This window comes from Synechococcus sp. RSCCF101 (genome assembly GCF_008807075.1).
Classification (GTDB): Bacteria; Cyanobacteriota; Cyanobacteriia; order PCC-6307; family Cyanobiaceae; genus RSCCF101.
Genome location: NZ_CP035632.1, coordinates 295,462 through 320,679, shown reverse-complemented (window position 1 = coordinate 320,679; position 25,218 = coordinate 295,462). Strand labels below are relative to the sequence as shown.

Sequence of the window (25,218 nt, the reverse complement as noted above, 5' to 3'; positions counted from 1 at the left end):
GTTTGGCGAACGAAATGTGACCGATTGACTGTTTCAAACACCCGACCAGAACGCCTGGCAGAACTGGGATCTCTCGACTCCGCCCGTCATCGTTGACTGCGGGAGCAGCTCCGTCACCGACACCCGTTCAACCCTGATAGATTGTCGGTCACTGCCTGCGGCTCCGCCAATGTTCGAGCGCTTTACCGAAAAGGCCATCAAGGTGATCATGCTGGCCCAGGAAGAGGCTCGCCGCCTGGGTCACAACTTCGTCGGCACCGAGCAGATTCTCCTCGGTCTGATCGGTGAGGGCACCGGCGTCGCCGCGAAGGTGCTCAAGTCGATGGGGGTCAACCTCAAGGACGCCCGGGTCGAGGTGGAGAAGATCATCGGCCGCGGCTCTGGTTTCGTCGCCGTTGAGATTCCGTTCACCCCCCGCGCCAAGCGCGTCCTGGAGCTCTCCCTGGAGGAGGCCCGCCAGCTCGGTCACAACTACATCGGTACCGAGCACCTGCTGCTTGGTCTGATCCGGGAGGGTGAGGGCGTGGCCGCCCGCGTGCTGGAGAACCTCGGCGTCGACCTGGCCAAGGTGCGCACCCAGGTCATCCGCATGCTGGGCGAGACCGCCGAAGTGGCCTCCGGCGGATCGAGCAAGGGCTCGACCAAGACCCCGACTCTCGACGAGTTCGGCAGCAATCTCACTCAGATGGCCTCCGAGGCCAAGCTGGACCCCGTGGTGGGCCGCCAGAGCGAGATCGACCGGGTGATCCAGATCCTCGGTCGCCGCACCAAGAACAACCCGGTCCTCATCGGCGAACCCGGTGTCGGCAAGACCGCCATCGCCGAGGGCCTGGCCCAGCGCATCAACCAGGGCGACGTGCCCGACATCCTCGAGGAGAAGCGGGTCCTCACCCTCGACATCGGCCTGCTGGTGGCCGGCACCAAATACCGAGGTGAGTTCGAGGAACGCCTCAAGAAGATCATGGAGGAAATCCGGGGTGCCGGAAACGTGATCCTGGTCATCGACGAGGTGCACACCCTGATCGGTGCCGGTGCCGCCGAAGGCGCCATCGATGCCGCCAACATCCTCAAGCCCGCCCTCGCCCGCGGCGAACTGCAGTGCATCGGTGCCACGACGCTCGACGAGTACAGGAAACACATCGAGCGCGATGCGGCCCTCGAGCGTCGCTTCCAGCCGGTCAACGTGGGTGAACCGTCCGTGGAGGACACGATCGAGATTCTGCGGGGCCTGCGAGAGCGCTACGAGCAGCATCACCGACTCAAGATCACCGACGACGCCCTGATTGCTGCAGCCACCCTGGGCGACCGCTACATCAGCGATCGCTTCCTCCCCGACAAGGCGATCGATCTGATCGATGAAGCCGGAAGCCGTGTGCGCCTGTTGAATTCCAAGCTGCCCCCCGCCGCCAAGGATGTGGACAAGCAGCTGCGGGACATTCAGAAGCAGAAGGAAGAGGCCGTTCGCGAGCAAGACTTCACCAAAGCCGGTGAACTGCGCGAAAAGGAGGTGGAGCTGCGCGAGCAGATCCGATCGATCCTGATGAACAGCCGCGAAGGGGATGCCACAGCGACCGCGTCCACCGATGCGGGCTCCGGTGCCGGCACCACCACGGCCGCCCTGCCGGCGGCCACCTCATCCCTGACGGAAGCCGGAGACGCCACTCCTGCCGAGCACGCGGACCGCTCACCGATGGTCGGTGAAGAGGACATCGCTCACATCGTGGCCTCCTGGACCGGCGTGCCAGTGCAGAAGCTCACCGAAAGCGAATCGGTCAAGCTGCTCAACATGGAGGAGACGCTGCACCAGCGGCTGATCGGCCAGGACGAAGCGGTGAAGGCCGTGTCCAAGGCGATCCGCCGCGCCCGCGTGGGCCTGAAGAACCCCAACCGTCCGATCGCGAGCTTCATCTTCTCCGGCCCGACCGGTGTGGGCAAGACCGAGCTGACCAAGTCTCTGGCGTCCTATTTCTTCGGCAGTGAGGAAGCCATGATCCGGCTCGACATGTCGGAATTCATGGAACGGCACACCGTCAGCAAGCTGATCGGTTCGCCTCCGGGCTATGTCGGCTTCAACGAAGGCGGGCAGCTCACCGAAGCGGTGCGCCGTCGTCCCTACACGGTTGTGCTGTTCGACGAAATCGAGAAAGCCCACCCGGATGTGTTCAACCTGCTACTGCAGCTGCTGGAGGACGGGCGCCTGACCGACTCCAAGGGCCGCACGGTGGACTTCAAGAACACCCTGATCATCATGACCTCGAACATCGGTTCGAAGGTGATCGAGAAAGGTGGTGGTGGCCTCGGCTTCGAATTCTCGGGTGAAGATGCCGAGGAAACCCAGTACAACCGCATCCGGTCGCTGGTCAATGAAGAACTCAAGCAGTACTTCCGGCCGGAGTTTCTCAACCGACTCGACGAGATCATCGTCTTCCGTCAGCTCACCCGCGAGGAAGTCAAGGACATCGCCGAGATCATGCTGGTGGAAGTGTTCGCCCGCATGCAGGCAAAGGGCATCAGCCTCAGCGTCACCGACGCCTTCAAGGAGCGGCTGGTGGAAGAGGGGTACAACCCCAGCTACGGCGCCCGTCCGCTGCGCCGTGCCGTGATGCGCCTGCTGGAGGACAGCCTGGCCGAGGAGTTCCTCTCCGGCCGGGTCAAGGAGGGCGACCATGCGGTGGTCGATGTGGATGACGACAAGCAGGTTGTGATCCGCCGCCGGGAGCAACCGGCCGAGCCCCAGCTGGTCGGGGCCGGGGTCTGAACACGACCTCCATGCCCCAGTCCACGGCGATCGCCCATGCCATCGCCCCGGCCCGCGTCCTGCGCGGGCCGGGTGCCTGGCGGGAGGCGCTGGGCGAGATCGCCTCGCTCTGCCATCGGCCCCTGCTTCTCGGTCGCAGCGCCTCCACCCGCCCCACCCGGCAGGCCCTGGCCAACGACCTTCGCTTGTCGGGACTGGCGCCGCAGCCGTCTGAGCTCCTCTCCGACTGCTGCCGTCAGGACCTCGATCGGATCGAACGTGACGTGGCCTGTCCGGCGAATCCGCCGGTCGATGCGGTGATCGCCGCCGGGGGGGCAAGGTGCTCGACGCGGGCAAGCTGCTGGCCCAGACCCTGGGCCTCCCCTGCATCACAGTGCCGCTGAGTCCCGCCACCTGCGCCGGCTGGACGGCCCTGAGCAACCTCTACAGCCCCGAGGGAGCGTTCCTCGGGGACGTGAGCCTCGATCGCTGCCCCGATCTGCTGGTCTGCGACCACGAGCTCCTGGCCACCGCACCCGTCCGCACGCTCGCCAGCGGCATCGCCGATGCGATGGCCAAGTGGTACGAGGCGTCCGTGAGCAGCGGTGGCAGCCAGGACGGTCTGATCCAGCAGGCCGTGCAGCAGGCCCGGGTGCTGCGCGACCAGCTGCTGCTCGATGGCCGGGAGGCCATCCGCTCGCCGGGTGGTGAGGCGTGGGTGCGGGCCGTGGAAGCCAGCACCCTCACCGCCGGCGTGATCGGAGGTCTCGGCGGCGCGCGCTGCCGCACGGTGGCGGCCCATGCCCTTCACAACGCCCTCACCCACCTGCCCGCCAGCCACCGCTGGCTGCATGGCGAGAAGGTGGCCTACGGCGTGCTCATCCAGCTGCGCCTTGAGCATCGCATCGGCGACAACGCCCTGGCGGCCCAGGCCGAGCGGCAGCTGCTGCCCTTCTTCGAGAGCCTGGGGCTGCCCGTCAGCCTGGCCCAGCTGGGACTGCAGGACGTGCCGGCCGAGGAGTGGCGGCGCATCTGCCGGCTGGCCTGCGCGCCGGGCTCCGATCTCCATCTCCTGCCCTTCCCCGTCTCCGAGGAGGACCTGCTCGAGACCCTGCTGCTGGATCACGGTGCCACCTCGATGGCGCGGCCATGACCGCTGCAGCACCGCATCCATCCCCCGACCCAGGCGTGCTCGCCCAGCGGGGCCCGCACCTGCTCGATCCCCAGGCCCGCGATCTGGCGGCGGCCGTGCAGTGGTGGGAGCTGCCCGACTGGAGCGACCGCTGGCCTGTGGCGGTGCTTGGCCAGGGGCCACCAGTGCTGCTGCTGCATGGATTTGACAGCAGCCTGCTGGAATTCCGCCGCCTGGCGCCCCTGCTCAGCGAACGCCACCAGCTGCTGATTCCCGATCTGCACGGCTTCGGGTTCACGCCGCGCCGGGCCGACGCCGCCTCCAACCCGGCGTTGGTGCTCGATCACCTGGTGGACCTGCTCGCGGCGATCGAGAGCCGCATCGGACCGGCCCCTCTGGGCCTGATCGGCGCCTCCATGGGGGGCTCGGTGGCTGTGGAGCTGGCCCGGCGCTGTCCCGAGCGGATCGAGCGTCTGCTGCTGCTGGCACCGGCGGGTCTCACGGGCCGTCCCATGCCCCTGCCTCCCGGTCTCGACCGGCTCGGCGTCTGGTTTCTGTCCCGTCCGGGGGTGCGGCGGGGCCTGTGCCGCCAGGCCTTCGCCGACCCCGCCGCCGCCGTGGGACCGGCCGAGGAGGAGGTGGCCTCTCTCCATCTGCAGGCGCCGGGATGGGGGGCCTCCCTGGCGCGCTTCGCCCGCAGCGGTGGCTTCGCCGGCTGCGGCGACCCCCTCCCCGGGCAGCCGCTGCAGGTGCTCTGGGGCCTCAACGACCGCATCCTGCGGCCACCGCAGCTGCGCGCCGCACGGGCCCTGCTCGGCTCGAGAATCGAACTGGTGGACCGCTGCGGGCACCTTCCCCATCTCGACCGCCCCCAGCTGGTGGCCGAACGCTGGCTGACGACCGGCGACCCCACATGAGCGCAGACACCGGCCGGTCGGGCCCCGATGGCGGTGGCGACGGGCCCTGGATCAGCCTGATCGCCCGGGCGCTGCGTCTCTGGGTGCGGGCCCAGTGCGACCGGAGCGGAGCGCTCGACCTGCAGCTGCATGGCTCGGCCCTCTCCCTGCTGCGCGGCCGGCTGGACGGTGTGGACCTGACAGCCCGGGATGTGATCTTCAAGGGTCTCCACCTGGGCCGGGTTCAGCTGCACGGCGACGCCATCCAGGCGCGGATTCAGCGCAGTGGCACCTCGCCGCTGCAGCTGCGGGATCCCTTCCGCATCCAGGGGGAGGTGGCTCTGCCGGTGGCGGCGCTCACGGCCAGCCTGCAGCAGCCGTCCTGGCAGTGGCTGCAGGAGTGGCTGGGGCAGGCGCTGCTGCAGCGGCCGGGCCTGGAGGGCCTCGAGGCCGATGGGGACGCGATGGTGCTCACGGGGCGTGGGGAGGCTGCAGGCGATGGCGCCGCGCCCCGGATCCGGGTGCGGCCCTCCGCCGAGGCCGGCCGACTCGTGTTGACGGAGGAGGGCGGGCCGGCCGTGGCCCGTTTCCCTGCCGACCCGGGATTGACCATCCGCGGAGCCCGTATCGAGAACGGGCAGCTGCTGCTGCAGGGTGAAGCCCGGGTCACGCCGTGATCCCGGGCGCGACACTCAGGCCCCGCCGGCCCTCTCGCTCAGGGGCACCACCAGGATCACGAAGTAGTACACGACCGCGGGTGTGAACAGGTAGCTGTCGATCCGGTCGAGAATGCCGCCGTGGCCGGGAATGGCGTCGCCGGAATCCTTCACCCCGGCATCCCGCTTCATCATCGATTCGGTCAGATCCCCCACCAGGGCGAAGAGCGCCACCAGGGCGCCGAGGCACCCTCCCATGGCCGCGCCCCAGGCCCAGCCGAGCAGGTGACCGCCGATCACGCCCAGCAGCACGGCACAGACCAGGCCCCGAGCGCGCCCTCCACGGTCTTGCCCGGGGAGATGGGGGAGAGGGGGCGCCGCCCGAAGCGACGCCCGATGCCGTAGGAGCCGATGTCGGCGGCGACGATCTGCAGGCAGGCCAGCAGCATCAGCGCCATGCCCGGCGTCAGCAGACCGTCATGGCCGAGACCCGGCGTGAGCGACCAGTCCGTGAGGTTCCTCAGCCGCAGCCAGTGGCTGGGCAGAAAGCCCAGATAGAACAGCCCGAAGATCGAAGCGGCGATGTCGGCGATCGAGCCGGTGACCGGCTGCAGCAGCAGCCAGCCGCAGATCACCGCTCCGGCCAGCGGCACCACCGCCGAGGCCAGGTCACCGGCCAGACCGCCGCCGCTGCCCCACTGGGTGGTGAACAGCAGCAGCTGGCAGACCACCAGGGTGGTCTTGGTGGCCGGACGGATGCCCTTGAACTGGGCCAGCCGGAAGAACTCGAGCAGCCCCAGATGCACGATCACGCCCAGGGCCACGGTGAGCCACCAACCGCCCAGGGTGACCACCACCAGCCCGAAGGCGCCGGCGGCCAGGCCGCTGCTCAATCGCTTGCCGGAGACCGCGGCGCGGCTGCTGGGGGAGGTTTGCTCGACGGGCACCGGCTGCGTCAACCGGCGCACCTCAGGGTCTGACAACCTGAACCGTATCAGCGATCTGGCCCGGCCACAGCCGGCGCTGCTCCAGCAGCCAGTCGCGGCGGGCCGGGTCGATCCGTTCCCCGGGGCAGAGCAGGGGGATGCCGGGGGGATAGGGGCAGATCATCGCGGCAGCCCAGCGACCGGCACTGGCCTCCAGCGCCACGGGCTCCGATGCCGCCCGCGCAGCTTGGCCGAGCTCCAGCTCGGGTTCGCAGACCAGCGGCAGCGGCGGCGGCTCGAAGGGGGGCAGGGGAGCGGAGCTGCCGATGGCGGCGGCCATCGCGCTCCAGGCCCGGTGCAGCCGGCGCCCCAGGACACGGGGTGGGGTCAACCCCAGACAGAAGGTGAGACAGCCCGGCTCGGGCAGCTCGCCCACCACACCGCGCTCCATCAGCCAGCCGTCGGCCGCCAGCCCGCTGCAGCCCAGTCGGGCCGTGATCAGCACCAGCCTCAGGGGATCGGCGTTGGCCAGCAGCGGCCAGCCCCGCTGCTGCAGCTGCGCGCGGGCACGCTCCGCCCGCTCCAGCGAGCGCTGCAGGGCTGCACGACCGGCGGGCTGCTGCAACCGCTCGATCGCCGCTGCGCCCGAGGCCAGGAGCAGGGCACTGGGGCTGGAGGTCTGCAGCCACAGCAGCGAGCGCTCCACGGTGGCCGGCTGCACCCGTGGCCCCTGCTGCCAGAGCACCGCGGTCTGGCCCAGCCCCCCGGCCGACTTGTGGAGCGAATGCACCACCAGATCGGCGCCGCAGGCCAGAGCGCTCTCCGGCAGCCGCCGCGGAGCTGCGGCGAAATGCGCTCCATGGGCCTCATCCACCAGCACCGGCAGGCCGCGGGCCTGCAGCGCCGCGACCAGAGGTCGCAGATCCGCCGCCAGGCCCTGGTAGGTGGGGTGCACCAGCACCGCGGCGGCGAGGGGGCTGGCGGCGGCCAGCACCGGCTCCAGATCCCGGAGCGTGGGCGGCATCCAGAGGCCGCTGGCCCGGTCGAAGGGCAGGCGCATCAGCACCGGCCGCAGCCCCCCCAGCAGGCAGGCGTGCAGCAGGCTGCGATGCAGGTTCCGCGGCAGCAGCACCCGGTCCCCGGGCCGGGTCATCGCCAGCAGCGCGGCCTGGAGCAGTCCGCTGGCTCCATTGACCCCGAGCCAGCACCGTTCAGCGCCCATCTGCGCGGCGAGGCGGCACTGGACCTCCGCCACGGCACCCTCCTCGATCAGGGGACCGCCGAAGGCCGGCAGCTCGGGCCAGTCCCAGGACCCGGGCGGCCCCTGCAGCAGACGCCGGGTGGCGGGGGCCAGGCCGCGGCCGAGCCCGTGGGCCGGCAGATGCAGGGCCAGCCGTCCCCAGCCCGAATGGACGCTGCGGAGCGGCGATCCCGGCCAGGGGCCCTGCAGCAGACGCGGCAACTCCATGGCGGGCGCTGGTGAGCTTCCCGTTCTTCCTAAGTTGAAGTGATCGTCACCCTGCGTCCAAGCCGCACCGCCCGACCCGTTGGACTCCGCCCGCGTACCCGACAGCGACCGGCTGCTCTACGACCCGAAGCGCGATCTGCGCTGGCTGCTGCGCCGGCCCTGGCGCTTCGTGGCCCGGTTGCTCACCATCCTGGGCACGCTGAGCTCCCTGGCTCTGGTGCTGATCAGCCAGGCCTCCAGCTCGGATCCGGAGGTCCACAGCCGGCTCGGCCGGCGCATCCTCAACACGCTCACCGGACTGGGGCCCTGCTTCATCAAGGTGGGCCAGGCCCTCTCCACCAGGCCCGATCTGGTGCGGCGCGACTGGCTCGATGAGCTGACCAATCTTCAGGACAACCTGCCCGCCTTCCCCCACGCCATCGCCCTGCGGACGATCGAGGAGGAGCTGGGAGCTCCGGTGTCGGCCCTGTTCCGCGAGTTCCCGGACCACCCCGTGGCGGCCGCGAGTCTGGGCCAGGTGTACCGGGCCCAGCTGCCCAACCTGCAGTGGGTGGCGGTGAAGGTGCAGCGGCCCCAGCTGCTTGACCAGCTCCGCCGCGACCTGGTGATCATCCGGTTGCTGGGGGTGATCTCGGCCCCGTTCCTGCCCCTGAATCTGGGCTTCGGGCTGGGCGACATCATCGACGAGTTCGGCCGCAGCCTGTTCGAGGAGGTCGACTATCGGCTCGAGGCGGCCAACGCCGAGCGCTTCGCCGCGCTCTTCGCCGACGACCCCACCGTGACGGTGCCGGGCGTGGAACGGTCCCTGTCGAGCCGGCGGGTGCTCACCACCACCTGGATCAACGGCACCAAGCTCCGGGATCGTCAGGAGTTGGAGGCCCAGCGGCTCGACCCCGCCGCCCTGATCCGCACCGGCGTGGTCTCCGGCCTGCAGCAGCTGCTGGAGTTCGGCTATTTCCATGCCGACCCCCACCCGGGCAATCTCTTTGCCCTGCCCGGACGCACCGGTGCCATGGGCCATGTGGCCTACGTGGACTTCGGGATGATGGATTCGATCAGCGAAGCGGACCGACTCACCCTGACCGGCGCAGTGGTGCACCTGATCAACCGCGACTGGCGCGCCCTGGCTCAGGATTTCGTGACCCTGGGCTTCCTCAACCCCCGCACGGACCTCGAGCCGATCATGCCGGCGCTGGAGGACGTGCTGGGCGGCCGCCTCGGCGATGAGGTGGGCTCGTTCAACTTCAAGGCCATCACCGACCGCTTCTCGGAGCTGATGTACGAGTACCCATTCCGGGTGCCGGCCCGCTTCGCGCTGATCATCCGGGCCGTGGTCAGCCAGGAGGGCCTGGCGCTGCGGCTCGATCCGAGCTTCCGGATCATCGCCGTGGCCTATCCGTATGTGGCGCGGCGACTGCTGGCGGGCGACACCGCCGAACTGAGGGAGAAGCTGATGGAGGTGCTCTTCGATCCCAGCGGCCGGCTGCGGGTCGAGCGTCTGGAGAACCTGCTCGCCGTGGTCTCCGACGATGACGCCGGCCCCGACCTGCTCCCGGTGGCCGGCGCCGGGCTGCGCCTCCTGCTCGGCCCCTCCGGCCGCGGCTTGCGCCAGCGACTGCTGCTGAGCCTGATCCGTGAGGACCGGCATCTACACACCGAGGACCTGCGGGCTCTGCTGCGGCTGCTGCGGCAGCGCTTCTCCCCGCGTCAGATGGCCGAAGACATGCTGCAGCGGCTCAACCCCCTCTCGGCCGCGGCCTGAGCCGGGCCCGTCCGCACCGGGGCTCCGGCTGACGACCGGCGGAGAGCAGCCCTAGGGTCGGCTGCCATTGTCCAGAGGTCCATGCTTCCGGTGTCCGCCCTTGCCGTGCTGAGCGAAACGGCCGCCGTGATCAGCGACACGGCACTCGAGGACGACGAGTTCCGGGACATCCTTCTGGAGATGGCGGTGTTCGATCCGCCGCCCTATTTCCTCACCGGCGTCGGCCTGGCGATGGCTGTGCTCTGCGGTCTGACCTTCGCCCGGCTGATTCAGGACCGGCTGGAAGGCTGGAAACAGGACCGCCACAGCATGCTGCCCCTGGCGGCCGGGCCAACCGTGATGAGCTACACCGGCATCCTGATCGGGGTGAGCCTGTTCATCGGCGGCGCCCTGCAGGTGTTCGGCTTCGCTGCCGGGGCGGCCTGGAGCGTCTCCTCCCTGCTCTCCCTGCTCACCGGTGGAGCCCTCTGGGTTCAGCTGCAGCGGCTGATGGTGCAGGTGGAGAGCGGCACCTTCCAGGCGGTGGACTTCGACAACTTCGACCAGTTCTTCTGAGCCGGTCGCCCGTGCAACCGGCTCAGGCGGGAGGTCAGGCCGCCAGGTAGGCGTCGAGCTCGATCGGCAGCGAGCGCAGATGGGCCAGGCCCTGACGCTCGAGCTTGCGGGTGCGGTCGCGGCTCATGCGCAGGCTCTTGGCGATGCCGGTGAGGCTCATCGGCTCCTCCACGTCGATCCCGTACCGCATCTTCAGCACACGGCCCTGCAGGTCCGGCAGCTGCTCCAGCAGCGCACGCAGGTCCCCCTTCAGGCACTCACCATCCACCTGCTCGCTCAGCAGTTCCCCATCGCCGCTCAGCAGCTCCAGCAGCTCCGTGTCATCCCCGTCGCCCACCTTCATCTCCAGGCTCACCGGCTGACGCGCACGGCACATCAGCTCCTTCACCTCCTCCTCCGGCAGCTCCACCGACGCCGCCAGTTCCGTCACCGTCGGCGTCCGGCCCAGCTCCTGGCTCAGCTCACGCTGGCCGCGCTTCAGCTTGTTCAGCGTCTCGGTGATGTGGATCGGCAGCCGGATCGTGCGGCTCTTCTCCGCAATCGCCCGCGTGATCCCCTGGCGGATCCACCAGTACGCATAGGTGCTGAACTTGTAGCCACGCGTCGGGTCGAACTTCTCCACGCCACGCACCAGGCCGATCGTTCCCTCCTGGATCAGGTCCAGAAGCTCCATGTTCCGCTTGGTGTACTTCTTCGCCACGCTCACCACCAGGCGCAGGTTCGCCGACACCATCCGCTCCTTGGCGCGGCGGCCCGCATGCAGCCGCCGCCGCAGCATCGGCACCGACAGTCCCGCCTCACGGGCCAGGCGCTCCCGCGTCGGCTTCTCGCCGCTGCGCATCTCCAGCTCCTGCTCCATCTCCTCCAGCGCCATCAGCTCCTGCACCTGACGGCCCAGCGTGATCTCCTGCTCGTGGGTCAGCAGCGGCACGCGGCCGATGTCCCGCAGGTAGCTCCGCACCAGATCACCATCCAGAGGCTGCGCGCTGCGGGCCGCGGAACCCACGCTCCGCACGCTCTTCCGTTCGTTCGCTGCAGGGGTGGCGGAAAGACTGACGCGGCTGCTCATGAGGTCGGTCGAGGAAGGGGGAAAACGAAACGGCAACGCGGCGCTGAATGGCCTGGAGCGCGAAGGGGATGCCCTGTGACGGGGGCGCTGCCGAAGGGGTTTAGGAAACGCTTTCGTTTCGTAACGTACCACTGGTCTCCCGGGCGGAGCAATCGAGATCCAGGCAGGAGGCCCCCGATCCGGCGGGCAGAATGTGACCGCATGTTCCTGGCTGGACGCGTGACGCTGGTCGCCCCTTCGCCCGTCTCCACCGCCCGGCTGCTGGTGGTCGAGGACGACGACTCGATTCGCGAGACCATCTGCGAGGCCCTGAGCCTCGATGGGTTCGAGGTGAGCGGCTGCCCCGACGGCATCACCGCCCTGCGGCAGCTGGAGGGGCGTCAGGACTCAGGCGCGGTGGACCTGGTGGTGCTGGATCTGATGCTGCCCGGGCTGGGCGGGCTCGATCTCTGCCGTCGCCTGCGCCGGGCCAACAACACCACGCCGATCCTGGTGGTGAGCGCCCGCGACAGCGAAACCGACCGGGTGCTTGGCCTGGAGGTGGGGGCCGACGATTACCTGGTCAAGCCCTTCGGGCTGCGGGAGCTGGTGGCCCGCTGCCGGGCGCTGCTGCGGCGCTCCCAGCGGCAGCCGGACCCGGGCCAGCCGCCGCCGGTGCTGCGGCACGAGAGCCTCTGCCTCTACGTGGAGGAGTGCCGGGTGAGTCGGGACGGGCGGGATCTCAAGCTCTCCCCGAAGGAGTACCGGATCCTGGAGCTGTTCATGCGCCACCCCCGTCGGGTCTGGAGCCGCGACCAGCTGCTGGAGCGGGTCTGGGGCCTGGACTTCATCGGTGACACCAAGACGGTGGACGTGCACATGCGCTGGCTCAGGGAGAAGGTGGAGGACGATCCCTCCAACCCGCGCCACATCCGCACCGTGCGGGGCTTCGGCTACCGCTTCGGCTGAGGCCGGTGGCCAGCCGCGGCGACGGTGTCCATGAACGGCGTGACCCCACTGCTGCTGGGCCTGGTGCTGGGGGCCGGCCTCACGGCGCTGCTGCCGGCCCTGAGGCGACGCCTGAAGCGGCGGGGTCATCCGGAACTGCAACGCGACCAGCTGCTGGCCTGGATCGACACCTCACCCCAGGGCTGGTTGATCCTCGATCCACAGCAATGCATCCGCTACATCAATCCCAGGGCCGAGAAGCTGCTGCGACTCAGCGGCAGCCTGCGGGTGCGCGGCCGGCCGCTGGCGGAGGTGCTGCCGGAGTCCCTGCTGCTGGAGCTGGTGGGCACGGCTCTGCGCCGGCAGCAGCCGCAGCGGAGCGAATGGGCCCTGGCGGAGGATCCCCTGGAGGGGATGGCCGTGCCCGGAGGCCAGGGCTGGTGCGTGGTGCTGGTGCAGAGCCGGCTCTCGATCGAGGCGCAGATGCAGCAGCAGGACCGCTGGGTGAGCGACGTGGCGCATGAGCTCAAGACGCCCCTCACCGCCCTGGTGCTGGTGGGCGATCAGCTGGAGATGGCGGTGCGGCCGCAGGATGCCCGGCTGGTGGGACGCCTGCAGCGGGAGCTGAACCGGTTGCGCCTGCTGGTGGAGGACCTGCTGGAGCTCTCGCGCCTGGAGAACAGCCTGCCTCTGGACTCGGAGCGCTACGCCAGCGTCAGCCTCGGCGCTCTGGTGGAGGAGGCCTGGAGCAGCGTGGGACCGCTGGCGGAGGCGCGAGCGGTGAGCCTCTGCCTGAAGGACCCCGACGGCGTGAGCCTCTCCGGTGATCGCCCGCGCCTGCACCGGGCCCTGCTGAATCTGCTGGACAACGCCATCCGCTACTCACCCGAGGGCGGCAGCATCGATGTGACGGCAGCCAGCTCCGGCCAGTGGCGACGGATCGCCGTGCGCGATCGCGGCCCCGGCCTCAGCGACCACGACATCGCTCACATGTTCGAGCGCTTCTACCGGGGTGACCCCTCCCGCACCCGCAGCGGCACCAGCCGGGCGCGCGGCGGCAGCGGCCTGGGGCTGGCGATCGTGAAGCAGATCGCCGTGACCCACGGCGGACGGGTCCAGGCCCGCAACCACCCGGAGGGCGGTGCGGTGCTGGAACTACTGCTGCCCAGGGGGCTGTGAGAAACCAGCCGTGGAACCGCAGCGCCTGCAGAAGCTGATCGCCCGAGCCGGTCTCGCCTCCAGGCGCCAGGCCGAGGAATGGCTGCGGCAGGGCCGGGTGAGCGTGAACGGGACCACCGCCGGCCTGGGGGATCGGGCGGACCCCGCCAGCGACCGGATCACGGTGGATGGTCGCCCGCTGGTGGAGGCGGCCGCTCCGCTGACCCTGATGCTGCACAAACCCACCGCCGTGATCAGCAGCTGCCGCGATCCGGGGGGCCGGCCCACGGTGATGGACCTGCTGCCGCCCGCCTGGCGCCGGGGGCGGGGGCTGCATCCGGTGGGGCGGCTCGACGCCGACAGCCGGGGGCTGCTGCTGCTCAGCAACGACGGCGATCTCACCCTGCGGCTGACCCACCCGCGCCATGGCCACCGCAAGACCTACCGCGTCTGGGTGGAAGGCCACCCCGATGCCGCCTGCCTGAAGCGCTGGCGCGATGGGGTGGTTCTCGACGGGCGCCGCACGCTGCCGTTGGACCTGGAGCGGCTGGAGCAGCGCCGCAGCGCCACCCTGCTGGAGCTGCGGATGGGCGAGGGACGCAACCGCCAGATCCGCCGCACGGCCGATCTGCTCGGCCATCCGGTGCTGGACCTGCTGCGCACGGGGATCGGCAGGCTGCAGCTGGGGGATCTGCCCGAAGGCCGCTGCCGCCCGCTCCGCCCGGGAGAATGGCCACTGCTGTTCGCCGGACCCGAGGGCCGCGGCGAGATCTGATCCGCTCTGCCCCGCCATGCCCAGTGCCCGCGTGTCGTCCCTCGGTCACCGGCTGCGTGGACTGCGCTGGTGGCGCCGGGCCAGGCCAGGCAGCGGCGGCCCGGAGGCTCCGCCCGGCAACGACCCGCAGGACCGATTGCGGCAGGCGGGTTCGCAGCTGCGCCAGCGGCGTGAGGAGCTGGGCCTCAGCCTGCGGGAGCTGGCCCACCGCACCCGCATCACCACCCCGGTGCTGGAGGCCCTGGAGCGGGGCTGGCCCGACCGGTTGCCCGAGGCGGCCTACCTGCGCTCGATGCTGGTGCTGATCGAGCGGGAGCTGGACCTGCCGGCCGGCAGCCTCGCCGCGGCCCTGCCGGAGCGCCCCAGCGGCCCCAGCCCGACGGGCCAGCGCGACCGGCTGCGGCGCTTCACGCCCGGCTCCATCGACGTCTACACCACCTGGCAGGGGACGGTGCTCTACGGCCTGCTGACGCTGGCCCTGATCTACGGGCTCAACCTGCTGCTGCGCCGCCAGGCCGACGCCCTGGCCCTCACCCCCATGCCCCTGCTGCCCCTGCCGGTGGATGGCGTTCAGCCGGATGCGACCCGGGCCGATCTGCCGGAGGCGCTGACGCCGGTGCGACCGCTCTCGGCCCTGGAGCAGCAGGGTCCGCTGGAGCGCTTCCGACGGGCCGTGCAGCCGCCGGCGCCCCTGCAGGGAGAGCTCTCGCTCGAGCTGACGACTCCGGGCCAGATCACCATCTCGGTGGGCGGCGGACCGATGGGGGCGACGGCCCCCGAGCTGAGCATCCGGCCGGTGCCCGATGGGGAGCCCCGGGTGCTCTGGAACGGCCGGCCGCTCGAGCCGATTGCGGGGGAAAGCGGCCGCTACCGGCTCAAGGCTGCAGCGGAACCGGCGGCGGCAGACGATCCGCCAGACGAGCCCGCTCCCCCAGCCCCCTGATCGCCCCCTCGAGGGCCTCCTCGCTGCTCGCCAGGCGCCAGCTCCAGTTGCCCTCGCAGGTGCCGGGCGTGTTGAAGCGGGCCCGGTCGTCCAGATGCAGCAGATCCTGCACGGGCACGATCACCAGCCGGGCGGAACTGCGCAGCCCCAGCTCCAGCAGCTGCCAGCCGGGGGCCTGCACCGGTGCACCGATCACCTCACCCACCTGGCGCCGGCAGCGCTCATCCAGGCCGGCCCACCAGCCGATGCAGGTGGGGTTGTCGTGGGTGCCTGTGTACACGACCCACTGGTCGCCGTGGATGTTGGCCGGCAGATAGGGATTCTCCGGATTGCCGTCGAAGGCGAACTGCAGCACCTTCATCCCCGGCAGGGCGAAGCGATCCCGCAGGGCTTCCACATCGGGGGTGATCACGCCGAGGTCCTCCGCGACCAGCGGCAGCGGCTGGCCGCCGCCGAAATGCCAGCCCCGCAGGGCATTGAGCAGGGGCCCACCGGGCGAGGGAACCCAGCGGCCATCCATGGCGGTGGCATCGGCGCCGGGCACGGCCCAGTAGGCCGCCAGGGCACGGAAGTGATCGATGCGCAGCTGATCCACGAGCTCCAGCTGCCGCAGAAAGCGGCGGCGCCACCAGCGGAAGCCGCTGAGGCGGTGGACCCACCAGCGGTACACGGGCGTGCCCCAGAGCTGGCCGGTCGCGGAGAAGTAGTCGGGCGGCACACCGCTCTGCCGGTCCAGACCGCCGTCGTCGCGGACGGTGAACAGGGCCCGGCCGCTCCAGACATCGGCGCTGTCGTGGGCCACGTAGAAGGGCAGATCACCGAGGATGGCCACTCCCAGTCGCTGCGCCGCCTGCCGCACAGCGCGCCACTGGCCATCGAGGCACCACTGCACCAGCGCCTCGGCCAGAAGGGCGTCGTGCTCGCTGCGGTCGAGTTCGGCCAGGGCCGGCCGCTGACGGCGGACCAGATCGGCCGGCCACTCCCACCACGGCGCACCGGCGAAGCGACGCCGCAGCACCGTGAAGCGGCAGTGGTCCTGGAGCCAGAAGCGATGACGGCGGCACCAGCGCCGGAAGGCGGGGCCATCACGGCTCTCCTGCCGGGGCCAGTCCCGAAGCAGGGCGGCCGCCAGGGCTTCGGCCCGCCGCTGCATCGCCGCTGGATCGAGCCGGTCACCGCCGGGGTCCGGCAGGGCCGCCGCCGCATCCGAATCCAGCAGGCCCCGCGCCACCAGCTCCGGCACATCGAGGAACCAGGGGTTGAGCGCGAAGCTGCTGGGGGAGCTGTAGGGCGAGCCGGTGCCGTCCGGCGGCGCCAGCGGCAGCACCTGCCAGGTGCCGATGCCGTGGCGGGAGAGCCGCTCCAGCCAGCGATGGGCCTCGGCGCCGAAGCTGCCGCAGCCGCCGGGGCCCGGCAGCGCGGTGGGATGGAGGATCACCCCGCAGCGACGCGGCGCAGTTGTCGGGGCGGCCATCAGGTGGAGGGCAGGCGGTAGCGGGACACGATCCGCTGGGCGAAGGCCGGAATGTGGCGTTCGGCGATCTCAGGATGGTGGCGCCGCACCCAGAGGGCGTTGCGGGTGAAGTGGGAATCGATCGAGAAGCGGGCGTATTCCAGGCCCTTCGGGCCGATGCGCTGCACCACCGCACCCACCAGCTCGGCCAGCCAGCGGGGCAGCTTCACGGCCTTGTCGTAGGCATCGATGCCCTGCTGCACGGCGGCGCGGCGGTCACCGCGGCTGGTGACCGGAGCCATGTCGAGCTCGGGTCGCACCAGATCGAGCAGCTGCTCCCCCAGCCCGTTGCGCACCACCAGCCACTGACGGCCGAATTCGGCGCCCATGTAGCCCACCACCAGATCGGCGCCGGCGTTGGTGTAGTCGAAACAGCTGAGGCAGCTGGGAGCGAAGACGTCCTTCAGCCGGGGGGTGTCGAGCCCGAAGAACGGAACCGTCTCCGTGGAGCCGTCGCTGTGGCGGAAGTGGATGCGGAAGTCCTGCATGAACTCGTAGTGCACCACCGTGTCGGGCGAGCGGCTGCTGCTCTCGAGGAAGGTCTGGAGACCGGCGCGGCTGACGTTGTCGACGCAGGGCAGACCGAGCACATAGAGCTGGTCCAGGGGCAGGGTGTTCTGTACGGCCCGCAGGGCCTGAACCTGACAGCCCACACCGATGGCCAGCAGGCGCCGGATGCCGCTGCCCGGCAGCTGCTCCAGCACCTTGAGGTTGGGCGAGAGGGTGGGCTTGTTCACCCGGGCGGCCAGCACCTGCTCCGGCGTGCGGGCCAGGATCGGCACCGGGGTGAAGCGGTCATCGGGACTCTGCTGCACGCAGAGCACCGCATCCACCAGGCCGCTCTCGAGGGCGCGCACACCGATGCGGCTGACGATGCCGGTCCACTGGGCTCCCTCCAGCGGCTGGCGCAGCCGGGCGGTGGCCATCGTGCGGGACACACCGAAATAGAGCTCATCCTCGTTCTCGAGATCTCGGGAACGGCCGTGGGCGGCCTGCTCCATGGCCTCGAAGCCCTGATGGAGGAAGGCGCAGGCCCGTCGCACATAGGCCACCCAGCGGCTGTCGCAGAGGCCGCAGTCGCTGCAGATGTCGCGGGCGGGGCGGGTGGCACCGGCGGGCATGGGTCTGGCCCGCTCATGGGGTGCCAGGACCTGGCCGGCGGAACTCGAGGAGGCGCGCGCCATCCAGCGGGAATCCGGAACAGGGCTCAAGCTAGGTCTGGCCGCCGGATGCCGCCGGTGGTCTGTTGCGTGCCCGCCGGAGGGGGCATGGGCGACACTGTCTGCCTGTTCGAGGCAGGGGCATGACCAGCGCCCGCGAGACGGGCTCCGCTCGCTCCTCGGCCCGACGCCGCCGATCCGGCATCGGCCGGTCGGCCCTGCGGCTTCTGGCGGTGGCCCTGGGGCTCTGGCTGGCCTCCGCGGCCCTGGGCCGGCTCTGGCCGATGCGCTCCGGCGGCGGGGGACCGGTTCCCACAGCCGGCAGCGCCGGGGACGACCGCAGCCGGATCCCCCGCGAACCGCTGACCGTGCTGCTGATCGGCAGCGATGCCGACAGCCTCGATGGGGTGAGCAACGGTGCCGCGCCGGAGGGCCCGGCCAACAGCGATGTGGTGCTGCTGCTGCGGTTCAATCCCGACGGCCCGCTTCAGGTGATGAACCTGCCGCGGGAGCTGGCCGTGCAGATCCCCGGCAAGGACGAGATCCTGCCGCTGGGGCGCCTCTACCGGGAGGGGGGGCCGGCCCTCGCCGCCGGCGTGGCCGGTGAGCTGGTGGGGCTCGACCGCGATCAGCCCAGCCGCTACGTGGTGATGCCGCGCCGCAGCCTCAGGCGTCTGGTGGACGCCGTGGGCGGGGTGGAGCTGCGGCTCGATCAGACCTACGCCTACGAGGACGAAACCCAGGGCCTCTCGATCGATCTGCAGGCTGGACGGCAGCGGCTCAACGGCAGCCAGGCCGAGCATCTGGCCCGTTACCTGGAGGCCCCCGGCCAGGAACGCGACCGGCGCCTGCGGCAGGAGCGCCTGATGGCGGCCCTGATGGAGGAACTGAGCCAGGCCGGCATCGCGACCAGGCTGCCAGCCCTGGTGGCCTCCCTGCAACCGAGCGTGAACACCAACCTGAGCGAGAACGAGAGCCTCAGCCTGCTGGCGGCCGCGCTGGCCTCCGGCGGGCGCGTTCAGTTCTCCACCCTGCCGCTTCGGCCCCGGCGCGAGGCGGTGAGCATGCGGGAACTGGCCGGTGAACCGGGATCCGACCTGTGGAAGCGGCCCTGAGGAACGGCCGTCAGAGGGAGAGCAGGCGCTGCCAGCGCAGCCGCAGCGCCAGGGCCAGCTCCTCGAGCCCATCGGAGCCGCCACCGAGCTGGCCCGCCCAGGGCAGCCCGTCCTGCCGGCGGGAGGCGCCGTCCCAGAGTCCGGCGCTCTGCACCAGACCGATCAGCGGCACTCCCGCGGCCCTGAGCAGAGCGGCGCTGGCGGCGGCGGCACCACCGATCCTGCCGCTCGCATCGGGGGCGACCAGCAGCACGGTCGCCTGCTGGAAATCGCCCAGGGCCTGGCTCCAGCTGCCTTCGGCCGCCCCGAGCCAGCGGCCCGGGTCCTCCTCGATGCAGAGCAGGGCCGCCTCGGGGGCCTCGCGCCGTTCCCGCAGGCACAGCACCGGGTCCCGGCCCCGTTCGATCGCGATGGCCGGCAACCCCAGAGCTGCTGCCAGGGCGGCAGGTTGGGGCCCGCCGGCGACGGGGTCGGTGGCGCCGCCACCACAGGCGTTCACCAGTGCCAGATCCCCGGGTCTCAGCACCTGGCGCAGGGCGGCACCGTCAGCAGACATGGAGGCTCAGGCGGGCGACTCGTACCATCGAAGTCCAGCACGCGCGACACCCCGGCCGTGAGCAGTTTTCTCACCTCTGAGCGGGCGGGGCACGAGCAGCATCACGCCGAAGCCAGGCGACTGCGCCTGTTCAGCGGCACCGCCAACCCGGCCCTGTCACGCGAGATCGCGGCCTACCTGGGGGTTCCCGATGGCCCGAGGGTCTGCAAACGCTTCGCGGACGGCGAGCTCTATGTGCAGATCCAGGAATCGATCCGCGGCTGCGATGTCTTCCTGATCCAGCCCACCTGCGCTCCGGTCAACGACAACCTGATGGAGCTGCTGATCATGGTGGACGCCTGCCGCAGGGCCTCGGCGCGCCAGATCACCGCCGTGGTGCCGTACTACGGCTATGCCCGGGCCGACCGCAAGACCGCGGGCCGCGAATCGATCACCGCCAAGCTCACGGCCAATCTGCTGGTGAACTCCGGTGTGGACCGGGTGCTGGCGATGGACCTGCATTCGGCCCAGATCCAGGGCTATTTCGACATCCCCTGCGATCACATCTACGGCTCGCCGGTGCTGGTGGATGACCTCTGCTCCCGCGATCTCGGCGACCTGGTGGTGGTGTCGCCGGATGTGGGCGGCGTGGCGCGGGCCCGGGCCTTCGCCAAGCAGATGAACGGCGCACCGCTGGCGATCATCGACAAGCGGCGCTCGGGCCACAACGTGGCCGAGAGCCTCACGGTCATCGGCGAGGTGGCCGGCCGCACCGCCGTGCTGATCGACGACATGATCGACACCGGCGGCACCATCTGCCAGGGCGCCAGGCTGCTGCGTCAGGAGGGCGCGGCCCGGGTGATCGCCTGCGCCAGTCACGCCGTGTTCTCGCCGCCGGCGATGGAGCGGCTGTCGGAACCGGGCCTGTTCGAGCAGGTGCTGGTCACCAACAGCGTGCCGCTGCCGGAGGAGCGCCGCTTTCCCCAGCTCAAGGTGCTCTCGGTGGCCAAGATGCTCGGCGAAGCCATCTGGCGCATTCACGAGGAGAGCTCTGTGAGCTCGATGTTCCGCTGAGGTGATGGCAGCCCGCTCCACCCGCCGCGGCCTCAGGGCCAGAGGCCTCCGCTTGCTGGCTGCGCTGGCCGTGGCCGCCGGCGCAACCCTTCCAGCCGGGGGGGCGCAGGCCCTTCCCGCAGGCGGCCGGCCGCCGGTCCGGGTGGGCGTATGGCTCACCAACAGCCCCAGCCCCCTCTACTACGACCGGGCCGTGATGGAACGGGCGGTGAACGAGTTGGCGGATGCCGGCTTCAACACCCTCTACCCGAACGTGTGGAGCCGCGGCACCACCTTCCACCGAAGCCGCTACGCCCCGATCGAGCCGCCCCTGGCCAAAGCCGGTGTGGACCTCGATCCGATCTGCACCATGAGCCGGATCGGCCGTCGCCGCGGCATGAAGGTGATCCCCTGGTTCGAATACGGGCTCATGGAGCCCGCCGACGCGGCCGTGGTGCAGGCCAATCCCGACTGGGTGCTGAAGCGGCGCGACGGCAGCAGCCACTACGCCATGCACGGGGCCGATCTGAAGCGCTCACCCCTGAAGGATCTGCGGGTGTGGCTCAACCCGGCCCACCCGGGCGTGCGGGAGCGCTTCATCGGTCTGGTGGTGGAGGTGCTGCAGCGCTGCCCGCTCAACGGCATCCAGCTGGATGATCACTTCGCCTGGCCGGTGGATCTGGGCTACGACGACTGGACACGGGCGCTCTACGAGCAGGAGATGGGAGTGGCGCCGCCGGCGGACCACACCAACCGCACCTGGATGGTGTGGCGGCGCAAGAAGCTCACCGGTCTGCTGCGGCAGCTCAAGGCCCGCCTGAAAGAGGAGGGGCTGCCCAGCACGATCTCCCTCTCCCCTGGGCCCTTCCGCTTCGCGTACAACACCTGGCTGCAGGACTGGGAGCTCTGGGCCTTCGGCGAGCTGATCGACCACCTGGTCGTGCAGAACTACGCCTATTCGGTCAAGGGATTCGAGCGCGATCTCGACCAGCCGGCCCTGCGCAAGGCGCGCGACTGGGGCATGCCGGCTGAGATCGGCATCCTGGCCGGCTTCGGAAAGCGCACCACCTCCATGAGCGACCTCAGCTCGAAGGTGAGGCTCTCCAACGAGCGCGGTCATGGGGTCATCTACTTCTACTGGGAGGGGCTCTGGGGCCAGTACGCGGGGCCGGAAGGTGCCGCGCCCCGGCGTGAGGCGTTCCGCAGGCTGCACCGCCAGATCAACCCGCGGTGATCGAAGGGTTCCGCAGCCTGGACGCATCAGCGCTGCTGCAGTTCTGGTTCGAGGAGACCCCGCCGCGGCAGTGGTTCGGCAAGGACCCGGCCTTCGATGAGGCGGTGCGCGAGCGCTTCGGGGATCTGGCCGAACAAGCCTTGAGCGGATCCCTGGCGGCGTGGGGGCAGCACCCGGCCGGTGCCCTGGCCCTGGTGCTGCTGCTGGATCAGGTGCCACGGCAGATCTGGCGGGATCAGGCTCGCGCCTTCGCCGGCGACCGGCAGGCCCTGGCTTTGAGCCGGGCAGGCGTGGAGCGCGGCTGGGTGGCGGCTGAACCGCACCAGCACCGCCGCCAGTTCTGGCTGATGCCGTGGATGCACGCTGAAGACCTGGCCGTGCAGGAGGCCGGCCTGCCCCTGTTCTCACGCTTCACCGATGCCCGCACCGCCGACTACGCCCGCCGCCACCGCGACGTGATCGCCCGCTTCGGGCGCTTTCCCCAGCGCAATGCTCTGCTGGGCCGCCACTCCAGCCCCGAGGAATTGGCCTTTCTCCAGCAACCCGGTTCGCGCTTCTGAGGAGAGGAAGGTCTCGGAGGGAGCGGGCCGGGCCGGCCAACCGCTGCTAGCCCATGGGTGGGCGCCCGAAGGCGATTGCACGCTCATGGCCATGGGAACGGCGAACACCACAACCGGACCAGGGCCAGCAAGCGCGTCGGAGCCACTGCTGACGAGCGAGGTCCTGGACTGCCTCAACAGCGGTGCTGTGGTCTGTGAAGCCCTGGATCAAGGCAGCGAGTACCGGATCGCAACGTTCAATCGAGCCGCCGAGGCGATCGAAGGGCTATCGCGGCAGCAGGTGATCGGGAAGGAGCTGAACAGCGTGTTCACGGCCGCGGAGGACTTCGGGCTGGCCAGGTCGATTCGCGACGCGGATCGCCAGCAGGAATCCCGCTTCCTGCCGGGGCGCATCTACAAGGATGACAGGATCTGTGGCTGGAGGGAATACAGCATCAAGCCCATCCGCCCGGGTCTGGTTCTGGTGCTGATCTCTTCATTGGACGCGAAGGTTGTGGCCTCGCTCCAGCGCGACACGGTGGACTCGGACCGGCGCTACGAGCTGCTCGCTGAATCAACCCTGGATGGGATCTGGGAATGGGAGCCGACCTCGGGATCGCTCCATGTCTCCGACCACTGGAAGCAGCAGCTGGGCTACCGGCCGGACGAACTGGATGAAACGGAGGCGATGTGGAGAGGCCTCATGCATCCCGACGACAGAGCGCTCGTATTCACCAGCTTGCAGTCCTATCTGCGGGCTCAGGACAAAAGCTCCTGGCAGGTGGAATACCGCATGAGGTGCCGGAACGGTGAGTACAGCTGGATTCTGGCTCGCGGTGCACGGATGGAGAATGCCGGTGGCACGTCTGTGACGATGCTCGGCGTTCATATCGACATCAATGAGCAGAAACGGCTTGAACAACGATTGCAGGAGAAAGACCTGAAGAATCGTCTGGCGATGGCAGCCGGGGCGATGGGATCATGGTCAGCGAAGGTGACATCTGGCGCGATCGGGGAGATCACATGGTCGGACGGGCTGGAACAGATCATGGGCATGAAGCCGGGCAGCTTTCGCGGTGAGTTCCAGCAGCTCAGGGCATGCATCCACCCCGAGGATGTGATGCGGTGGCAGGACGATGTGATGCTCTTCCAGAGTGGGGCCAAGGAGCACGATCTGGAATTCAGGGTGATCGCTCTGGATGGCACGGTGCGCTGGGTCCACGCCCAGGGTCAGGCCTGCCGAAACGACCAGGGCGAGGTGACGATGCTGATCGGAGTGACCCAGGACATTACCAGGCGCAAAGCGGATGAACTGCGGCTGAGACAAGCCGCCGCCGTGTTCGCAGACACAACCGAGGGTGTGGTGATCACCGACCTGGAGGCCGCGATCCTGGATGTGAATGCAGCCTTTGAGACCGTCACGGGCTATTCGAGGGAGGAGGTCCTTGGACAGAATCCCAGGCTGCTCAAGTCAGGCCGGCACGACAGCGCCTTCTATGAGGAACTGTGGTCGACCCTGATCGAGACCGGCCGCTGGAAGGGAGAGATCTGGAATCGGCGCAAGAATGGGTCGATTTATCCCTCACTCTGCTCCATCAGCACCGTTCTGGACGGCTTAAGAGGAGCCAAGGGCTATGTGGCCGTGTTTGCGGACATCTCGATGTCGAAGCAGACGCAGGACCGACTTCACTTCCTCTCCAACCACGACCCCCTGACGGGGCTCGCCAACCGGCTGCTGTTCGATGCACTGCTCAAGAAGCGCATTGAGGCCGCTCACCGGCACAGATCGATGCTGGCTGTGGTCTATTTCGATCTGGACAACTTTAAAGCAGTCAACGACAGCCTGGGTCACCTCGTCGGCGACGAACTGCTGCAGCTGCTGGCCGATCGGCTGATCCGCACGCTCCGCACCTCCGATACCGTGGCCCGGATCGGCGGTGATGAGTTTGTTCTGCTCCTGGATGAGCTCACCTCTGCAGAGCAGGCGAGCAGGATTGCCGAGAAGGTGCTCAAGGCCGTGCAGGCACCTTTTCTGATCGGCAAGGAACGGCTGTACTCCACCTGCAGCATGGGCATCAGCCTGTATCCGCAGGACGGCGGTGGCTATGTGGAACTGATGAACAATGCCGACATGGCCATGTATCGGGCCAAGGAACTCGGCAGGAATCGAATCTTCACCTACTCACAGGAGATGAGCGAAGCCAGCAAGCGAGGTGCTCTGCTCATCAGCGACATCGGCTTCGCGCTGGGAAGCGGCCAGTTTTCGCTCTACTACCAGCCCCAGGTCCACATCGCCAGTCGCCAGGTCAAGGGGTTGGAAGTGCTGTTGCGCTGGACGCACCCCGAGATCGGGGCAGTCCCACCGAGTCAGTTCATCCCGGTGGCGGAGCGGAGCGGCCTGATTCGTGAGCTCGGCGAGTATGTGTTGACCCAGGCCTGTTATCAGGCGCGATTGTGGCTCGATCAGGACATTGGCTTCGGCTATCTGGCCGTGAACGTCGCGGGCTCCCAGATCCAGCAGGTGGATTTCGTGGATACGGTCGCCAACGCCATCGCCAAGAGCGCCCTTCCACCCGAGTGCCTGGAGCTGGAGGTGACCGAGAGCTTCATGATGAAGGGGATCGATACCTCCATCGACCAACTGGACCGTTTGAAGACGATGGGCATCGCGACCAGCATCGACGACTTCGGCACGGGCTACTCCTCACTCGCCTATCTCAAGCGCCTCCCCGTCTCCAAGCTCAAGATCGACCAATCGTTCATCGCCCATCTCCCCGACGACCCCAACGATTCCGCCGTCACCGAGGCCGTGATCGCCCTGGCCCACGCCCTCAAGCTGGAGCTGGTGGCCGAGGGAGTGGAACGTGAGGATCAGGCCGCCTTTCTCGACGCCCACGGCTGCCACATCGCGCAGGGCTACCTCTACAGCAAACCGGTCCCTGCAGCGGCCATTGAGCGCATGCTGGCCTGAACTCTCCATCGCTCTGAAACCTTATCGATCTGCTCGACGAGAGCTCAGAGGCCTGCAGATCTCATCCGCCCAGGCTTGGGCGAGTCCGTCGTGA

General features: G+C 69.4%; 19 protein-coding genes and 2 pseudogenes. 15 read left to right on the top strand and 6 right to left on the bottom strand.

The window, feature by feature from the left end; genetic code table 11:
• Positions 1-169: 169 nt before the first annotated feature.
• From EVJ50_RS01600 to EVJ50_RS01585, 4 genes and pseudogenes are all read left to right on the top strand, one after another.
• On the top strand, positions 170-2,758 hold the full coding sequence (locus EVJ50_RS01600; RefSeq protein ID WP_150882063.1) for an ATP-dependent Clp protease ATP-binding subunit: 2,589 nt from the start codon (positions 170-172) through the stop codon (positions 2,756-2,758).
• Between the two features lie 11 nt (positions 2,759-2,769).
• Positions 2,770-3,890, top strand: a pseudogene (locus EVJ50_RS01595) (iron-containing alcohol dehydrogenase family protein).
• Entirely contained in the window at positions 3,887-4,786 is a 900-nt protein-coding gene (locus tag EVJ50_RS01590) for an alpha/beta fold hydrolase (RefSeq protein WP_150882062.1), read from the top strand. The pseudogene EVJ50_RS01595 and the gene EVJ50_RS01590 overlap by 4 nt, the downstream one beginning before the upstream one ends.
• Positions 4,783-5,442 carry a DUF2993 domain-containing protein gene (locus tag EVJ50_RS01585; protein ID WP_150882061.1) on the top strand — a complete coding sequence of 220 codons (660 nt, stop codon included), beginning with the start codon at positions 4,783-4,785 and terminating at the stop codon, positions 5,440-5,442. The genes EVJ50_RS01590 and EVJ50_RS01585 overlap by 4 nt, the downstream gene beginning before the upstream one ends.
• Before the next feature lie 15 nt (positions 5,443-5,457).
• On the opposite strand, the pseudogene EVJ50_RS01580 reads toward EVJ50_RS01585, so the two are convergent.
• A pseudogene (locus EVJ50_RS01580) lies at positions 5,458-6,380 on the bottom strand (phosphatidate cytidylyltransferase).
• Between the two features lie 10 nt (positions 6,381-6,390).
• A complete protein-coding gene (locus tag EVJ50_RS01575) occupies positions 6,391-7,815 on the bottom strand; it encodes an aminotransferase class I/II-fold pyridoxal phosphate-dependent enzyme (protein ID WP_150882060.1) in 1,425 nt (474 codons plus the stop codon).
• A 112-nt stretch (positions 7,816-7,927) separates the two neighbouring features.
• Here EVJ50_RS01575 and EVJ50_RS01570 point away from each other — a divergent pair, with 112 nt between their 5' ends.
• Together EVJ50_RS01570 and EVJ50_RS01565 are read left to right on the top strand one after the other, a co-directional pair.
• Positions 7,928-9,577: an AarF/ABC1/UbiB kinase family protein gene (locus tag EVJ50_RS01570; RefSeq protein ID WP_150884770.1), complete on the top strand. Its 1,650-nt coding sequence runs from the start codon at positions 7,928-7,930 to the stop codon at positions 9,575-9,577.
• 81 nt (positions 9,578-9,658) lie between these two features.
• Positions 9,659-10,132 (top strand): hypothetical protein, encoded by a 474-nt coding sequence (locus EVJ50_RS01565; RefSeq protein ID WP_370455559.1) that lies wholly within the window; start codon positions 9,659-9,661, stop codon positions 10,130-10,132.
• 34 nt (positions 10,133-10,166) lie between these two features.
• Here the strand turns inward: EVJ50_RS01565 and EVJ50_RS01560 are convergent, their stop codons facing one another.
• Entirely contained in the window at positions 10,167-11,201 is a 1,035-nt protein-coding gene (locus EVJ50_RS01560; RefSeq protein ID WP_150882059.1) for an RpoD/SigA family RNA polymerase sigma factor, read from the bottom strand.
• A 219-nt stretch (positions 11,202-11,420) separates the two neighbouring features.
• Between EVJ50_RS01560 and EVJ50_RS01555 the strand changes: the two genes are divergently transcribed.
• The 4 genes from EVJ50_RS01555 to EVJ50_RS01540 are packed head-to-tail and all read left to right on the top strand — an operon-like array spanning position 11,421 to position 15,004.
• Positions 11,421-12,149: a response regulator transcription factor gene (locus EVJ50_RS01555; RefSeq protein ID WP_370455558.1), complete on the top strand. Its 729-nt coding sequence runs from the start codon at positions 11,421-11,423 to the stop codon at positions 12,147-12,149.
• Positions 12,150-12,179: 30 nt separating this feature from the next.
• Positions 12,180-13,307 (top strand): cell wall metabolism sensor histidine kinase WalK, encoded by a 1,128-nt coding sequence (locus tag EVJ50_RS01550; protein WP_150882057.1) that lies wholly within the window; start codon positions 12,180-12,182, stop codon positions 13,305-13,307.
• Positions 13,308-13,317: 10 nt separating this feature from the next.
• Positions 13,318-14,061, top strand: coding sequence for a pseudouridine synthase (locus EVJ50_RS01545; RefSeq protein ID WP_150882056.1), 744 nt, complete (start codon positions 13,318-13,320; stop codon positions 14,059-14,061).
• Between the two features lie 16 nt (positions 14,062-14,077).
• Positions 14,078-15,004, top strand: a complete 927-nt coding sequence (locus tag EVJ50_RS01540) for a RodZ family helix-turn-helix domain-containing protein (protein WP_150882055.1) — start codon at positions 14,078-14,080, stop codon at positions 15,002-15,004.
• Here the strand turns inward: EVJ50_RS01540 and malQ are convergent.
• Both malQ and EVJ50_RS01530 read right to left on the bottom strand, forming a co-directional pair.
• Positions 14,937-16,478, bottom strand: coding sequence for a 4-alpha-glucanotransferase (gene malQ, locus EVJ50_RS01535; protein ID WP_150882054.1), 1,542 nt, complete (start codon positions 16,476-16,478; stop codon positions 14,937-14,939). The two genes, EVJ50_RS01540 and malQ, sit on opposite strands and share 68 nt — an antisense overlap.
• Positions 16,478-17,638 (bottom strand): Coenzyme F420 hydrogenase/dehydrogenase, beta subunit C-terminal domain, encoded by a 1,161-nt coding sequence (locus tag EVJ50_RS01530; RefSeq protein ID WP_225323022.1) that lies wholly within the window; start codon positions 17,636-17,638, stop codon positions 16,478-16,480. The genes malQ and EVJ50_RS01530 overlap by 1 nt, the downstream gene beginning before the upstream one ends.
• 182 nt (positions 17,639-17,820) lie before the next feature.
• On the opposite strand from EVJ50_RS01530, the gene EVJ50_RS01525 reads away from it, so the two are divergent.
• Positions 17,821-18,792, top strand: a complete 972-nt coding sequence (locus EVJ50_RS01525) for an LCP family protein (RefSeq protein WP_150882052.1) — start codon at positions 17,821-17,823, stop codon at positions 18,790-18,792.
• Between the two features lie 10 nt (positions 18,793-18,802).
• Here EVJ50_RS01525 and EVJ50_RS01520 read toward each other — a convergent pair whose 3' ends face one another.
• Positions 18,803-19,348: a hypothetical protein gene (locus EVJ50_RS01520; RefSeq protein ID WP_150882051.1), complete on the bottom strand. Its 546-nt coding sequence runs from the start codon at positions 19,346-19,348 to the stop codon at positions 18,803-18,805.
• A gap of 57 nt (positions 19,349-19,405) precedes the next feature.
• On the opposite strand from EVJ50_RS01520, the gene EVJ50_RS01515 reads away from it, so the two are divergent.
• The 4 genes from EVJ50_RS01515 (at position 19,406) to EVJ50_RS01500 (ending at position 25,124) form a co-directional block, all read left to right on the top strand.
• Positions 19,406-20,401 carry a ribose-phosphate pyrophosphokinase gene (locus tag EVJ50_RS01515; RefSeq protein WP_150882050.1) on the top strand — a complete coding sequence of 332 codons (996 nt, stop codon included), beginning with the start codon at positions 19,406-19,408 and terminating at the stop codon, positions 20,399-20,401.
• 4 nt (positions 20,402-20,405) lie between these two features.
• Positions 20,406-21,614 (top strand): glycoside hydrolase family 10 protein, encoded by a 1,209-nt coding sequence (locus EVJ50_RS01510; protein WP_150882049.1) that lies wholly within the window; start codon positions 20,406-20,408, stop codon positions 21,612-21,614.
• Positions 21,611-22,174, top strand: coding sequence for a DUF924 family protein (locus tag EVJ50_RS01505; RefSeq protein WP_225323021.1), 564 nt, complete (start codon positions 21,611-21,613; stop codon positions 22,172-22,174). The genes EVJ50_RS01510 and EVJ50_RS01505 overlap by 4 nt, the downstream gene beginning before the upstream one ends.
• Positions 22,175-22,361: 187 nt before the next feature.
• A complete protein-coding gene (locus EVJ50_RS01500; protein ID WP_191964824.1) occupies positions 22,362-25,124 on the top strand; it encodes an EAL domain-containing protein in 2,763 nt (920 codons plus the stop codon).
• Positions 25,125-25,218 lie beyond the last annotated feature (94 nt).